17 protein-coding genes are annotated in these 12,488 nt (G+C 71.0%); 7 read left to right on the top strand and 10 right to left on the bottom strand.

From position 1 onward, the window contains the following. Positions 1-17: 17 nt before the first annotated feature. Positions 18-563, bottom strand: a complete 546-nt coding sequence (locus ACFYZS_RS25960; RefSeq protein ID WP_389017096.1) for an ArsR/SmtB family transcription factor — start codon at positions 561-563, stop codon at positions 18-20. 57 nt (positions 564-620) lie between these two features. Here ACFYZS_RS25960 and ACFYZS_RS25955 point away from each other — a divergent pair, with 57 nt between their 5' ends. After that, a complete protein-coding gene (locus ACFYZS_RS25955) occupies positions 621-1,526 on the top strand; it encodes a S41 family peptidase (RefSeq protein ID WP_389017094.1) in 906 nt (301 codons plus the stop codon). A gap of 72 nt (positions 1,527-1,598) precedes the next feature. Here the strand turns inward: ACFYZS_RS25955 and ACFYZS_RS25950 are convergent, their stop codons facing one another. The 5 genes from ACFYZS_RS25950 to ACFYZS_RS25930 all read right to left on the bottom strand — a co-directional run bounded on the left by ACFYZS_RS25950 (position 1,599) and on the right by ACFYZS_RS25930 (position 6,049). Continuing rightward, positions 1,599-1,982 carry an amphi-Trp domain-containing protein gene (locus ACFYZS_RS25950; RefSeq protein ID WP_389017091.1) on the bottom strand — a complete coding sequence of 128 codons (384 nt, stop codon included), beginning with the start codon at positions 1,980-1,982 and terminating at the stop codon, positions 1,599-1,601. 305 nt (positions 1,983-2,287) lie between these two features. Continuing rightward, the gene (locus tag ACFYZS_RS25945) at positions 2,288-2,932 is read right to left on the bottom strand and encodes a dihydrofolate reductase family protein (protein ID WP_389017088.1); all 645 of its coding nucleotides are present in this window, start codon (positions 2,930-2,932) and stop codon (positions 2,288-2,290) included. Between the two features lie 327 nt (positions 2,933-3,259). Further along, positions 3,260-3,850: a hypothetical protein gene (locus ACFYZS_RS25940; protein WP_389017085.1), complete on the bottom strand. Its 591-nt coding sequence runs from the start codon at positions 3,848-3,850 to the stop codon at positions 3,260-3,262. 359 nt (positions 3,851-4,209) lie between these two features. Beyond that, complete coding sequence (locus ACFYZS_RS25935) at positions 4,210-4,440, bottom strand: chaplin (RefSeq protein WP_389017082.1); 231 nt, start codon at positions 4,438-4,440, stop codon at positions 4,210-4,212. A 226-nt stretch (positions 4,441-4,666) separates the two neighbouring features. Further along, positions 4,667-6,049, bottom strand: a complete 1,383-nt coding sequence (locus ACFYZS_RS25930; protein ID WP_389017079.1) for an NAD(P)-binding domain-containing protein — start codon at positions 6,047-6,049, stop codon at positions 4,667-4,669. 114 nt (positions 6,050-6,163) lie between these two features. On the opposite strand from ACFYZS_RS25930, the gene ACFYZS_RS25925 reads away from it, so the two are divergent. Further along, a complete protein-coding gene (locus ACFYZS_RS25925; protein ID WP_389017076.1) occupies positions 6,164-6,538 on the top strand; it encodes an ArsR/SmtB family transcription factor in 375 nt (124 codons plus the stop codon). Next, positions 6,535-7,029, top strand: a complete 495-nt coding sequence (locus ACFYZS_RS25920; RefSeq protein WP_389017073.1) for a GNAT family N-acetyltransferase — start codon at positions 6,535-6,537, stop codon at positions 7,027-7,029. The genes ACFYZS_RS25925 and ACFYZS_RS25920 overlap by 4 nt, the downstream gene beginning before the upstream one ends. 144 nt (positions 7,030-7,173) lie before the next feature. Here the strand turns inward: ACFYZS_RS25920 and ACFYZS_RS25915 are convergent, their stop codons facing one another. Further along, on the bottom strand, positions 7,174-7,398 hold the full coding sequence (locus ACFYZS_RS25915) for a heavy-metal-associated domain-containing protein (RefSeq protein WP_389017070.1): 225 nt from the start codon (positions 7,396-7,398) through the stop codon (positions 7,174-7,176). Further along, on the bottom strand, positions 7,395-8,450 hold the full coding sequence (locus ACFYZS_RS25910) for a sulfite exporter TauE/SafE family protein (RefSeq protein WP_389017067.1): 1,056 nt from the start codon (positions 8,448-8,450) through the stop codon (positions 7,395-7,397). Before ACFYZS_RS25910 ends, ACFYZS_RS25915 begins: the two co-directional genes overlap by 4 nt. Before the next feature lie 199 nt (positions 8,451-8,649). Here ACFYZS_RS25910 and ACFYZS_RS25905 point away from each other — a divergent pair, with 199 nt between their 5' ends. Then, positions 8,650-9,012, top strand: coding sequence for a hypothetical protein (locus ACFYZS_RS25905; protein WP_389017064.1), 363 nt, complete (start codon positions 8,650-8,652; stop codon positions 9,010-9,012). 124 nt (positions 9,013-9,136) lie between these two features. On the opposite strand, the gene ACFYZS_RS25900 is transcribed toward ACFYZS_RS25905, so the two are convergent. Both ACFYZS_RS25900 and ACFYZS_RS25895 read right to left on the bottom strand, forming a co-directional pair. Beyond that, positions 9,137-9,922, bottom strand: coding sequence for an aquaporin (locus ACFYZS_RS25900; RefSeq protein ID WP_389017061.1), 786 nt, complete (start codon positions 9,920-9,922; stop codon positions 9,137-9,139). A 95-nt stretch (positions 9,923-10,017) separates the two neighbouring features. Continuing rightward, positions 10,018-10,332, bottom strand: coding sequence for an ArsR/SmtB family transcription factor (locus ACFYZS_RS25895; protein ID WP_389017058.1), 315 nt, complete (start codon positions 10,330-10,332; stop codon positions 10,018-10,020). A gap of 135 nt (positions 10,333-10,467) precedes the next feature. Between ACFYZS_RS25895 and ACFYZS_RS25890 the strand changes: the two genes are divergently transcribed. From ACFYZS_RS25890 to ACFYZS_RS25880, 3 genes are all read left to right on the top strand, one after another. After that, positions 10,468-10,887: an arsenate reductase ArsC gene (locus ACFYZS_RS25890; protein ID WP_389017055.1), complete on the top strand. Its 420-nt coding sequence runs from the start codon at positions 10,468-10,470 to the stop codon at positions 10,885-10,887. Between the two features lie 220 nt (positions 10,888-11,107). Continuing rightward, positions 11,108-11,377, top strand: a complete 270-nt coding sequence (locus ACFYZS_RS25885) for a hypothetical protein (protein WP_389017052.1) — start codon at positions 11,108-11,110, stop codon at positions 11,375-11,377. Beyond that, on the top strand, positions 11,374-12,375 hold the full coding sequence (locus ACFYZS_RS25880) for a pyridoxamine 5'-phosphate oxidase family protein (protein WP_389017049.1): 1,002 nt from the start codon (positions 11,374-11,376) through the stop codon (positions 12,373-12,375). Before ACFYZS_RS25885 ends, ACFYZS_RS25880 begins: the two co-directional genes overlap by 4 nt. The last annotated feature ends 113 nt before the right edge of the window (positions 12,376-12,488 follow it).

Genomic DNA, 12,488 nt, shown 5'->3' with positions numbered 1-12,488 from the left:
GCCAACCATGCAGGAGCTCATGAAGAGGAACCGGTGGTGCCGGCCGGCGGGGCCTGCTGATAGAGGGCAACCAAGACACCGTGAAGGGGCTGGTCTTCTGCACCTTCCTCGGCCTCGTCGACCAAGTTGGCGAGGGTCTCGCCGAGTTCTCTTGCCTTCGCGGGGCTGAGACGCAGGTGGCGCAGTGTCAGGTGGGTCTCGGCGGGGGAGAGGTCCAGCTCCTGGGCGAACGCGGCGAGCATCGCCGCGGTGCCCGCCGCTTGGGGTTCGGCGACGAGCATGTGGCGGGCCGTGCGCTGGTAGTACTGCTCTGTGCCGCCGCGGACCTGGCGGGTCTCGGCGACGTGGATCAGCCCGGCCTCGCGGAGCACTTTGAGGTGGTGGGCCACGTTGCCCTTCTTCGCGTCGAGCTGCGCCGCAAGCTGGCTGGTCGTGGCAGGCCGGTGGCCCAGGGCGAAGAGCAACCGCTGACGCAACGGGTGGGCGAGCGCCGCGAACTGCTCAGGCGCACGGATCTCCAGAACATCCTCAGGGGGCGGCAGATGGGGAGGCTGATCACGCATACCGAAAGTGTCTAAACTCTTTGACGCTTTGGCAAGGGCAGTGCTCTAATCCCTGTCATGACGACTTCAACGAAGCTTTCGCCGCCCCCTGTTGTCGACGAGACGGCCCGGCTCCTGAGTGATCACTACGTCTTCCCCGAGATAGCCGAGCAGCTCGCCGGCCTGCTGCAACGACGGCTCGCCGAGGGCGCCTACGACGTCGACGGAGCCGAGGAGCTCGCCCGGCTGGTCACCGCGGACCTGCAGTCCGTCAACGGCGACCGACACCTGAGGCTGAAACACCACGCCGACCCGGTGTCCCCGGAACAGGGGTCGGCCACCCTGGACGCCATGCGCCGGGACTTCGAGACCTCGCTGGGCGGTGCGCCCCGGGTGCAGTTGCTCGACGGGGGAGTCGCCGTGCTGGAGCTGTCGCCGATGCTGTTTCCGCTGGAGTGGGCCGCCGAGCCGCTGGGCGCCGCGCTCACCCTGGCCTCCCGAGCCCAGGCGCTGATCATCGACCTTCGCGCCAACCGGGGCGGCGACCCGGACACGGTCGCCTTCGTCTGCAGCTACCTGCTCGACGAGCGCACCCACCTCAACACCATGCACTGGCGAGGCGGCGCGCGCATCGAGCAGTCCTGGAGCCTGCCGCACGTCCCCGGCGCACGCTTCGGCGGCAGCAAGCCGTTGTACGTGCTGTCCAGCGACAGCACCTTCTCTGCCGCCGAAGAGCTGGCGTACGACCTCCAGCAGCTCGGCCGCGCCGTAGTCGTCGGCGAGCGCACCCTCGGCGGCGCACACCCGTGCAAGGGCTGGACGGTGCACCCCCACCTGGAAGTCACGGTCCCCGTCGGCCGCGCCGTCAACCCCGTCTCCGGTACGAACTGGGAGGGCATCGGCGTGCAGCCGGACATTCCGTGCGCTGCGGCTGACGCCCTCACCCGCGCACACGAACTGGCCCTCGCCCGGCTGGCAGGCTGACTTCGGCGGCGGAGGCCGCGGTCTCCGCCACCCCCCCCGCGTGCCCGCCCCGCACGACCAGGTTCCGACGCGCTACGGCGTTTTCGTGGCGGATCGCTTGGTGGGCTTGCTTCTGCCGGTGCTTCTGCTCGTGCTCGTGCTGGTCCGGTCGGCCTTGGCGGTGGTCGCGGTATTCCGCCTCGGGGTCTTTTCTCTACCTGCGACCGTGCGCGACGGAGCTACCCGGCTCGGCGTGGTCGGCCACTTGAACTCGATCTCCAGTTCGATCTGCCCGTCGCCGACCTCGACCTCGATCTCGCTGCGAAGGTCGTCGGGGATCCGCAGGCTCAGCGTCCCGGGGCCGACTTCCAGTTCGGCATCCCCGCCTTCCCTCAACATGGCTGCGAGTGCCGTCAGCTGGTCGGCCGCTTCAAAACGCGACAGTGAGCGCTTCTGTTCAAACTTGAGGTCCGTCATGCTCATTTCCGATCCGGAATAGGCAGGGCATAACGTCCATTCTGAGGCCACGCCCGGGATCGGACATCTTCGTGCCGCTGTGGAGGGGTGGCCCCAAGGCCGTGGCGTCTCGGGGCGGCGAGCCGGGCAAGCCGTCCCGCAGGTTGGCTTGCCCAGGGTGAAGCCGCTGGTAGACCGACTGCGGCGGGGGATCGCCAAGGCCGGCTGACAAGCCCGGGGCTTCGTTCGACGGCCCGTCCCAGGGCGGCCCCGGACGGCCGAACGGCGGTCGGCCATTCGGCCTTCCGGGGCTGCCCTGAGGACGGTCACTTTCTCCAGAACAGGTGGTGAGCCACCCCGCTCGGGCTGGGAACGACCTCCAGGTTGAATCGGTCGAGCAGCTCATCAGGGGACTCCCAGAGTCGCACTCCGGATCCGAGCTTCACTGGCGAGACCACCACGTGCAGGGTGTCGACGAGGTCGGCGTCGAGAAACTGCCGGATGGTGGTGGCCCCGCCGCCGAGGCGGACGTCCTTGCCCTGCGCCGCCTCCCGGGCCTGCTCAAGGACTGCGGCAGGGGCACCGTCGACGAAGTGGAACGTGGTGTCGGAGAGTGTGAACGAAGGACGTCCGTGATGGGTCATGACGAACACCGGCGTGTGGAAAGGGGGTTCGTCACCCCACCAGCCCTGCCACTCGTGGTCCTGCCAGGGCCCGCGCTGGGGCCCGAACTTGTTGCGGCCCATGATCTCGGCGCCGATGTTGCGGGCATAGTCCCGTGTGAAGTAGTCGTCCAGGCCCCGGCTTCCCCCGGGGGCGGTGCGCATGGGCCAGCTGGCCGTGGCGCCGGCCCAGGCGAACAGCCTCGCAGGGTCGACGTGACCGAACGGCCTCTCGAGGGTCTGGTCCTCACCGGCGCCGATTCCGTCACTCGATACGTTGAAGTTCTGGACTCTCAGCAACTGAGCCACGTGTTCCTCCTGTGTTGTCGACAACGGTGGTGAGACTTGCCGGGCCGGGAAAACTCATCGCTGCTTCCATGCCCCGCCTGAGATTCGGCTTGCCGGTCTCCCGAGTCCGGTAGGGCTTCGCGCAGTCGCTTCGAGTAGGTCACGGTAGGCGCCTCGGCCGCCACCGACATCTCGGAGTGGGAATGGGCGCTGCAAGCCTCTGCGACGGCGCGACGAAGCTCGATGCGGCGATACGGGTCCGACCCCCAGGCGTGGGCAGTCCCGGCAGGACCGGCCTGCTGCCTGCCGCGGAATCGACGTCACCGGTGGTCTCGCCGTGCCGTCATGTCACCATCCGAGCTGCGGCACGCCCAGGCGCCCGCCATCGATGAGCGCGGCGAGCTCTTCGGCTCTCGTCAGGGCCCCGCGGCCGCTGCCGCCGTGGACGAAGACGGTGTGATGCTCGGTCCACCCGTTCAGCTGGGCTTCCGCGCCGTGAAACACGATCTGGACTCCGTCGAAGTTCGCGCTCGCGCGTTGGTCCGCCTCCGGGCGATCCGGCCACAAGCCACGCCAGCAGATGGCGGCGGTGCCCTGGCCAAGAGCCGCCACGAAGCGCTCCTCGACAGTCCCCATCGGAACGTCTGCCGTGACATCCAGCGGCAGGTGCGCCTCCAGGGCGGCGTCGCCCGCAGTCGTCACGTCGAGGTCGAACCAGAGGTCCTCACCCGCAGGACCGGTACGCATGTCCAAGTAGTCGAAGTTCGCTCCCGGCAGGACCACGACCATCCGCCGTGCGTCTTCGACCGTTCGCAGCTCGGAGTAGAGCCCCACTGTGCCCTCGCACTCGGCCATCAACGTACTCAGGTGCTTGGCCTGCGTGTATGCCAGGGTTGCGTCGGTGGTCCGGAAGACGGGATACGCCGTGGAGTTGCCCATGGGCCGAACCGTCACACGTCCTCACAGGCCTCCGCCACCGCAATTCGTGTGGTCGCTGCGGCCCGTGGGCTCTACCCACGCGCAGTATCCCCAACCGGGGTCCGGCCCATTTCTCAGCGATGGCGCTCCGAAGCCCGCTGGTCCCGCGGCGGCCTGCGGCCGCGCCACCGGCTGTCGATGATCTTCGCCCCATCTTCAGGGCCGGGGACCACGGGGCATCCCGTTCAGGCTCGCGGGTCTTACGAATGCCGACGGCGTGGGCACGGCAGTGGGCGCGGCGCCGGGGAGGAATCCGGGGCCGCGCCCACGTGCCGCACGGGAGCCGGAAGGGCTCCCGTGCGGTGTTCCCGGGATGCGGGTCAGGCGTTGACGCAGGTGTTGCCGAAGGCCGGGTTGAGCAGTCCGACGATGTTGACGCTGTTGCCGCAGACGTTGACGGGGATGTGGACCGGCACCTGGACGGCGTTGCCGGAGGCGACGCCGGGGGAGCCGATGGCCGCGCCGTTGGCGCCGGCGTCGGCGGAGGCGATGCCCGCGCCGGCGAGGAGGATGGCGCCGGTGGCGGTGATGACGGCCGTGGTCTTCTTCACTGGATCTCCTGCAAGAATTCGAGTCTGAGCGGTGAGCGAAAGCGGCCGTCGGCCCTGGACCCGAGAGACGGGCCCACGACGAGGCGTGCTTTTCCTCCCCAACGGGTCGGCGGGCTGCGTGGACACGGGTGCCGACCCGTATGGGTGCGTCGGATCCGCCGAGCGGACGCCTCCCACCGACGCGCCGGGCCCGCAACGCGGTGCCCGCGCCCGCTGGGCGACCCTTTCAGCAGCCTCCGGAGGAGGCGGGCCCGGCGCCGATGGTGACGATGGTCGGGGCGCAGCAGCCGCCACCGCCCTGCTCGGCGGCTTCCGGTTCGTCGAAGAGGCCCGCGCCGCCGCACACGCCTGTTTCCGGGAGGGTGAGTTCGACGCGCTCGGCGGCCTCGCGGTCACCGGCGAGGGCGGCGGCGATGGAGCGGACCTGTTCGTAGCCGGTCATGGCGAGGAAGGTCGGGGCGCGGCCGTAGGACTTCATGCCGACGAGGTAGACGTCCTTCTCCGGGTGGGAGAGCTCCTTCACCCCGTGCGGGTGGACGGTGCCGCAGGAGTGCTGGTTGGGGTCGATCAGCGGGGCGAGCGCGATGGGGGCCTGCAGGCGCTCGTCGAGGGCGAGGCGGAGCTCGCCGAGGAAGGTCAGGTCGGGGCGGAGCCCGGTGAGGACGATGACCTCGTCGACCGGCTCCAGGCGGCGGCCGTCCTCACCCACGAGGGTGACGCGGCCGTGGCCGTGGCCGCGGCCGCGGCCGTCGACGTCGCGTTCGACGGCCTCGGTGCGGAAGCCCGTGACCGCGTCCGCGAACCCGCCGTCGACGGCTGCCTTGGCGGCGAGGCCGAGGGCGCCGCGGGCGGGGAGCTGATCGGCCTCCCCGCCGCCGAAGGTGGAGCCGGAGATCCCGCGACGCAGGATCCACGTGGCGTGCGTGCCCTTGCCGTCCCCGGACTTGGCGAGATCGGCGAGATGGGCGAGGGCGGTGAACGCGGAGGCGCCGGAGCCGATGACCGCGATCCGCTTGCCCGCGAACCGGCTGCGGACGGAGGGGTCCTTGAAGTCCGGGACCCGGTACGTGATCCGGTCGGCGGCGGCCTTCTCGCCGAGGGCGGCGAGTCCGCTGCCGCCGGCCGGGCCGGGGGTGGACCAGGTCCCGGAGGCGTCGATGACGGCGCGGGCGAGGATCCGCTCTTCGCCGCCGGGGCCGGTGAGGTGGATGGCGAAGGGCCGGCTCTCGCGGTCGGCGTCGACGATGCGGTCGCGACCGGCCCGTGAGACGCCGGTGACGGTCGCGTCGTAGCGGACGCGGTTGCCGAGGACGTCGGCCAGCGGCTGGAGGTAGCGGGCGGCCCAGTCGCCGCCGGACGGGTACGTGGCGCCGTCGGGCCTGACCCATCCGGTGGGGGCGAGGAGCTTCTCGGCGGCCGGGTCGATGACCTCGGACCAGGTGGAGAAGAGGCGTACGTGCGACCAGTCGCGCACGGCGGACGCGGCGCCCGGGCCGGCTTCCAGGACCAGGGGCTCGATGTCCCGCTCGATGAGGCGGGCAGCCGCCGCGAGTCCGATCGGGCCGGCGCCGATCACGACGACGGGCAGGGCTTCGGTGGATGCGTGCATGGCGGGCTCCCCAGTTGATTCGACATCTATCGATGCCTTGTCGTCTTCAGGGTGGCCCCTGGTTCGACGTTCGTCAACATAGACATTCATCGAAATATCTCGGATGATGGAGGCATGACTTCGAAGGCGTTGCCGCTGCCCTTGCCGCTGCTGGAGCCGGAAGCCGCGGCGGCCTGCTGCCCGCCCCTGTCGGAGCGGCCGCTGACCGCCGAGGAGGCCGAGCGGACCGCCGTCATGTTCAAGGCCCTGGGCGACCCCGTCCGCCTGCGCCTGTTCTCGCTGGTCGCCTCGCACGAGGGCGGCGAGGCGTGCGTGTGCGACATCTCCGACGTGGGGGTCTCCCAGCCGACGGTCTCCCATCACCTGAAGAAGCTGCGGGAGGTGGGCCTGCTGTCCTCCGAGCGGCGCGGCACCTGGGTGTACTACCGGGTCGAGCCCGCGGTGCTCGCCGCCATGGGACGACTCCTGACCCGCGCGGCCTCGGCATGAGCATCTCCATCGTGCCGCTGACCGAAGCGCACGCGGATGAGGTCCTGGCGATCTACCGGGCGGGGATCGACGAGGGCAACGCCACCTTCGAGACCACCGCCCCGACGTGGGAGGCGTTCGAGGCGGCCAAGCTGCCCGAGCACCGGTTCGCCGCCGTCGGCGAGGACGGCAAGGTACTGGGCTGGGTCGCGGCGAGCGCGGTCTCGGACCGGTGCGCGTACGCGGGCGTGATCGAGCACTCCGTCTACGTCCACCCCGCCGCCCGCGGGCAAGGGGTCGCCATGCGGCTCCTCACCGCACTGATCGGCTCGACGGAGGCCGCGGGCATCTGGACGATCCAGTCCGGCATCTTCCCGGAGAACCGCGCGAGCCTGGCCCTCCACCAGAGGGCCGGATTCCGGATCATCGGCACCCGCGAGCGCATCGGCCGCCATCGCGGCGTCTGGCGCGACGTCGTACTGCTGGAGCGCCGCAGCCCCAACGTGAGGTGAGAGCGGTCGGAGGGTGCCGGCCTCACCCTGCGGTCGGTGACAGGGGCCGTCCGGCCGGGTCGTGGTCGACCACGCCGCCGTTCTCGACGGCGTCGGCGTGGCCTCGTCCGGGCGCCGCTGCGCCCGGACGAGGTCGTGGAAGGTTCAGCCGAGGTGGCGGCCCCGGTACCCGGCTCCGGCGATGGCGGCGATGATCCGCTCCGCGTCCACGGGCGCCGCGCACTCCACCACGGTGCGTTCGGTCTGTACGTCGGTGGTGCTGGTGGTGACGCCGGGGAGTTCTTCGACTTCGTCGTCGATGAGCAGGCCGCAGCTGGTGCAGTGCATTCCGGCGACGGCGAAGGTCAAGGTCATGCGGGTGCTGCTCACTTGGCGGCCTCCGGGGCCTGGTCGGGGTTCGGGTCGTGGAAGGTGATCTGGCCGCCGTACATGCCCATGCCGCAGGTGAAGGACAGGGTCCCGGCCTTGGGGGTGCCGAGGTCGATGACCCTCTCGCCGGTGACGGGCAGCACTTCCTGGATGCCGCGGTCGGGGACGACGAAGGACCGTACGCAGCCGTTCGTGCCGTGGGTGGCGACGACGAGCCTGGTGGGCGCCCCGGCGCGAGCGGTGACGGCCGTGGGCGCGTAGGAGTTGGTGCGGGCCTGGACGGTGATCGTCTGCGTGCCGTCGGCAGCCGTCCGTACGGTCTCCGCGGGAACGCTCGCGGCGACCGCCCGGGGGGTGGCGGTGGGCCACCAGCCGCCCAGGCGCAGTCCGGATCCGAAGGCCCACACCGCGACGAGCAGGACGACGACGCCGGTCACCCGGGTGAGGCGGCCCTGCCACAGCTTGGCGGCCGAGCGCAGGAAGAAGCCGAGGACGGCGAAGAGCGGTCCGGTGCCCAGGACGAAGCCGGCCATGACCGCCGCCCCCGAGTACGGGGAGCCGGAGGTGATGGCGATCAGCTCCACGCTCAAGGTCACCCCGCAGGGGATCAGGACCGTCAGGAAGCCGAGGACCGCCGGGGTGGTGACGGCCGTGGACTTCGCCGAGCGGCGCACCCGTCGGCCCCACGAGGCGGGCAGCCGAGGCACCAGGCGCCGTACGGCCCGGACGCCGAGCATGTCGAGTGCGAACACGACCATCAGGACGGCGCCGGCGACGAGAAGGATCGCGCGGGCCCGCGGACCGGGCTGGACGGCGGCGCCGAGGAGTCCGAGTACGGCACCGAGCAGGGCGTGGGAGGCGAGCTTGGCGCCGAGGAACGCGGCCACGGGCGCGAACAGCCCGCTACGCTCCCATGCTTCGGCCGGCCACGCGGTGGCGCGGCGGCCGACGGCGCCGGCGAGCAGGCCGCCCTGGACGGCTGCGCAGGAGGCGCCGCCCGCGAAGAGGCCGGTGGTGACACCGGTGAGAAAGAGGGTGCTGGTGGAGGCCATGGAGGAAGAGCTCTCCTCTGAGGAAGGGAAGCGGAAGCCGGAGTGAGGACATGGCAGGACACCGCCGGCCCAAGGACCCGTGACGCGGGCATGGGGGCGGGGTGCCGGGGCTGCTCAGGTCCGGCTTACGCAGAGGAGGGAGACGGGATCCGGAGCCCGTGGCCAGGCGCAGGAGGCTCCCGGGGGCCGCGCCGACCGCGTGGCGGCGACAGGGGCCTCCTCCGATACGACCGCGGGGCCCGGGGCGGCGAAGATCACCGGGGCCGGGGTCTGGGCGGAGGCCAGCGGGCACTCCATGGCCGTCGCCGGGCAGCTGTCCCCACCCGGTCTCGCGGTGACGGGCCCGTGCGAAGGGTCCGAGTCGTTCGCCACCGCGGGCATGCTCGAATCGGTGACCGCCATGCCCGTCGAGGCGGGCCTCTGCATCGAGGAGGGCCTGCGCATCGAGGCGGCCATTGCCATCGAGGAGGGCATGCGCATCGTGTCCGCATGGCCGGGCCCTGCCATCAGGTACGCGCACAGCAGCAGCACACCGGCCAAGAAGGCGGTGAGTGCCGGCTGAGGGCGCCGGTCCGAACGGATGGGCATGCGCGTGATGCTAGCGACGCCGCACGGTCAGCCGGACCCCGGGATCGCCGACACGCGTGAGGCCCGAGCGGGGCGGAAGCCGGCGTCCGTGCGCTTCGTCATGCCGAAGGCGTCCCGCTGTCCTCCGTCTTGCCGCGCATGAAGATGACCGCCACCAGCGCCAGGCCCACCACCGCGCCCACCAACTGCACACCGACGAACGCCGGGACCGAGGCCGGGGCGATGCCCGCGAAGGTGTCCGTGAAGGCGCGGCCGATCGTGACCGCCGGGTTGGCGAAGGAGGTGGAGGAGGTGAACCAGTACGCGGCGCCGATGTACGAGGCGACCGCGACGGGGGCGAAGCGGAGGCGGTCGGTGCGGGCGAGGCCGAAGATCAGCAGGATCAGGCCGGCGGTGGCCACGAGCTCGCCGAGGAGGAGGTTCCCGGCGGAGCGGTCGTGCGTGGACCACTTGACCAGCGGTTCGCCGAACATCGCGTCCGCCAGGACCGCGCCGGCGATCGCACCGGCGATCTGCGAAGGCACGTAGACGGCGAGCTCGCGGGCGGTGACGCCGGCGCCGCCGCGGCGGGCCGTCCACCATTCGGCCAGCGTCACGGCCGGGTTGAAGTGCGCGCCGGACACCGGGCCGAGGAGTGCGATGAGGACGCCGAGCCCGAACACCGTGGCGGTGGAGTTGGCCAGCAGCTGCAGGGCCACGTCCTGGGTGAGCGTCGCGGCCTGGATGCCGGAACCTACGACGACCGCGACGAGGGCTGCGGTGCCGACCAGCTCGGCGGCGGCGCGGGCGATCAGCGGGGTGCGGGGCGGGGTCGCGCCGGGTGCGGGCCGGGGCCCGCCGGCAGGTATCGGGGTCGGGATGCCGACGGGCTGGGTGGCGGTCAAGGCTGGTTCTCCTCGGGGAGTGAGGCACAACGCGAATAGCTGAACAACCGAGTAGTCGAATAGCCGAATAGCCGAATACCCGAGTAGTCGAGTGGCTATGGACAGGACCGCTTGAGGTTCGCTTCCGTGGTGGCCCGCGCGGTCCGGGCGAGGTCGGCGAACTGGCCGGCGAGGGCTTCGATGACTTCCGGGCGCAGGCGGTAGTAGATGAACCTCCCGCACGGCTCCGTGTCCACGACTCCGGCCTCCCGCAGCACCTTCATGTGGTTGGACAGGTTCGTCTGCCTGGCACCCGTCTCCTCCACGAGGTGGGTGGTGCAGAGCGTCTCGCGGGCGAGCAGGGTCACGATCCGGAGCCTGAGAGGGTCGGCCAGGACCCGCATCAGATCAGTGTCGACTGACGTCATCATGGGCTGATACTGTCACATCAGCCAGAGCTGACACCAGCCCGTGCTGACCTCACTGGTCCTTTGGGTGGGATCGCCCTGCCGCCGCCTTCCTCGCCCCGCCTCCACCGCAGTCGATCCCACCCCAAGGAAGAACAGATGTCCTCCGCTCCTGCCGCCTCCGTCCTGTTCGTCTGCATCCACAACGCGGGCCGCTCCCAGATGGCAGCCGGGTTCCTCCGTCACCTCGCCGGAGACCGCGTCGAGGTCCGCTCCGCCGGCTCCGTGCCCGGTGACAAGATCAACCCGTCCGCCGTCGCGGCCATGGCCGAGCTGGGCATCGACATCTCCGACCAGAAGCCGAAGGTCCTCACTCCCGAGGCCGCCGAGGCGTCCGACTACATCATCACCATGGGCTGCGGCGACGCCTGCCCGTACTTCCCCGGCAAGACCTACCTCGACTGGCAGCTGGAGGACCCGGCAGGCCAGGGAGTCGAGGCCGTACGCCCCATCCGCGACGAGATCAAGGGCCTCGTCGAGGGCCTGATCGCAGAGATCGACGCCAAGAGGCAGGGCTGATCCCGCGCCCGACGCCGCCGTCGCGTGCGTACTGGTGCACATGCCGGAGGACGCGTCAACGGCCAGGCAGAACCGGTGCATTGCGCAGGCCGGAGCCCGTCGGGACCTCGTATGCCGGCGATATCCAGGAGAACGGCAAGTCGGCACCAAGTCCACGCCAAGGCCCGGTGGGCACCGTGGTGTTGTCCGCCGTCGGCATTCGATCCTGGAGTATCCGAGCGTGTCGCCCAGCAGTACCTACGAACAGCCCCGCCCCTGCGAGACGATCGTGGCCCACCGCGTCTTCCGCCGCGAGCGGACACCACTGTCCCCGCTGCTCCCCGCAGTCCCGCACGGTGCAACGGGCCTGGCCGCCGCGGTCGCCCACCGCCTCACCGAATACGGGCTGCACCGCCACCGCCTCGTCGAGGACGAGTCCATCCGGCCATCGCTCCGCGGCCGCACCGCGCAGCGGATGCCGGCCGTACTCGTCCGCGGAGTGGCGCGATGACGGTACTCGACTGCGCTCCCCATGAAGTCCTGGACGCCTACCGCACCTGCGAGTTCGTCACCCTCGGCAAGAACGGAACCCCGTCGGCCTGGCCGACGGCCGTGGCTCGGCGCGAAGACGGAACCCTCCTGCTGACCACGTCCCTCGCCTTCGCACAGAAGGCGCTGAACGTACGCCGCGACGGCCGGGTCGCCCTGCTCTTCTCCGACCCCACGGGCAGCGGGCTGGACCGGGCTCCGCAAGTGTTCGTCAGCGGCCGCGCCCACTGCCCCGACACGATCATGACGGGCCCGGAAGGAGCCGAGGAGTACTGGCGCAGGCTCTTCGAACGCCAGCCGCACAGTCGCGCCTACCTCAAACGCCCCATGAGGCCGCTGATGTCCTGGTACTACCTGCGCCTCCTCATCACCGTCGAACCCGAACGGGTGAGCATGCGGCCGAGCCTGGAGGAGCTGCCGCGGCTCGAGGGGCCTGCTCCCGCGGCCGGGGCGCAGGCGCTGCCCGGGGCCGTCCAACTCGCTCGTACGCCCACGGCGGTGCTGGCCGGCCGGGACGCCTCGGGGGCACCGCTGCTCGCCCGTACCCGCCCGCAGCCGACACCGGCGGGCTACCTGGTCGAGGTGCCACCGGACTTCCGTGTCGAGCCAGGGCCTGCCAGCCTGCTGGTGCACCGGCACGACGAACTGCTGAACCACATGTACAACGCGCTCGTACGCGGAGACCTGAGGCGGACCGATTCGGGCTGGCTCCTGGTGCCGTCCAGCGTGATCGAACCCATGGGCTCGGGCCGAGTCGGCGATGCCGTGCGGGTCCTGCGCCAGACCAAGCGGTCGACCGACCGCTATCTCGCGCGGCGCGGTCTGCCCCGCCCGAAAGTGCAGTGGGACCAGTTCAGTTCCCTGGCGGCGCCGTCGCACCAGGGGCGGAGCCGACCCGTGCTGAACTGCTGCTCCGTGCGTGAGGAGTATCCGGCCGTGATGAAGTCCCCGCACCACTGATCACCGCTCCGGCTCGTTCGGGCCACGCGCACTGATGACGCGGCGAGGAAGGGGGAGCGGGCGAGGTTCTCCGGGTTCTCGGCACGGTCGCCGGAGATCGTCCACGGTGCCGC

It is taken from the genome of Streptomyces sp. NPDC001903, from assembly GCF_042891345.1.
GTDB lineage: Bacteria > Actinomycetota > Actinomycetes > Streptomycetales > Streptomycetaceae > Streptomyces.
Note: the sequence above shows the minus strand (reverse complement) of the source record. Positions and strands in the feature narration are given on the sequence as shown.

Excerpts from the sequence above, each read along its gene's own strand:
- ACFYZS_RS25895 (WP_389017058.1), bottom strand. The coding sequence starts at position 10,332 with ATGATGACGTCAGTCGACACTGATCTGATGCGGGTCCTGGCCGACCCT.
- ACFYZS_RS25940 (WP_389017085.1), bottom strand. The coding sequence starts at position 3,850 with ATGGGCAACTCCACGGCGTATCCCGTCTTCCGGACCACCGACGCAACC.
- ACFYZS_RS25920 (WP_389017073.1), top strand. The coding sequence starts at position 6,535 with ATGAGCATCTCCATCGTGCCGCTGACCGAAGCGCACGCGGATGAGGTC.
- ACFYZS_RS25930 (WP_389017079.1), bottom strand. The coding sequence starts at position 6,049 with ATGCACGCATCCACCGAAGCCCTGCCCGTCGTCGTGATCGGCGCCGGC.
- ACFYZS_RS25910 (WP_389017067.1), bottom strand. The coding sequence starts at position 8,450 with ATGGCCTCCACCAGCACCCTCTTTCTCACCGGTGTCACCACCGGCCTC.
- ACFYZS_RS25890 (WP_389017055.1), top strand. The coding sequence starts at position 10,468 with ATGTCCTCCGCTCCTGCCGCCTCCGTCCTGTTCGTCTGCATCCACAAC.
- ACFYZS_RS25880 (WP_389017049.1), top strand. The coding sequence starts at position 11,374 with ATGACGGTACTCGACTGCGCTCCCCATGAAGTCCTGGACGCCTACCGC.
- ACFYZS_RS25955 (WP_389017094.1), top strand. The coding sequence starts at position 621 with ATGACGACTTCAACGAAGCTTTCGCCGCCCCCTGTTGTCGACGAGACG.
- ACFYZS_RS25960 (WP_389017096.1), bottom strand. The coding sequence starts at position 563 with ATGCGTGATCAGCCTCCCCATCTGCCGCCCCCTGAGGATGTTCTGGAG.
- ACFYZS_RS25925 (WP_389017076.1), top strand. The coding sequence starts at position 6,164 with ATGACTTCGAAGGCGTTGCCGCTGCCCTTGCCGCTGCTGGAGCCGGAA.
- ACFYZS_RS25950 (WP_389017091.1), bottom strand. The coding sequence starts at position 1,982 with ATGACGGACCTCAAGTTTGAACAGAAGCGCTCACTGTCGCGTTTTGAA.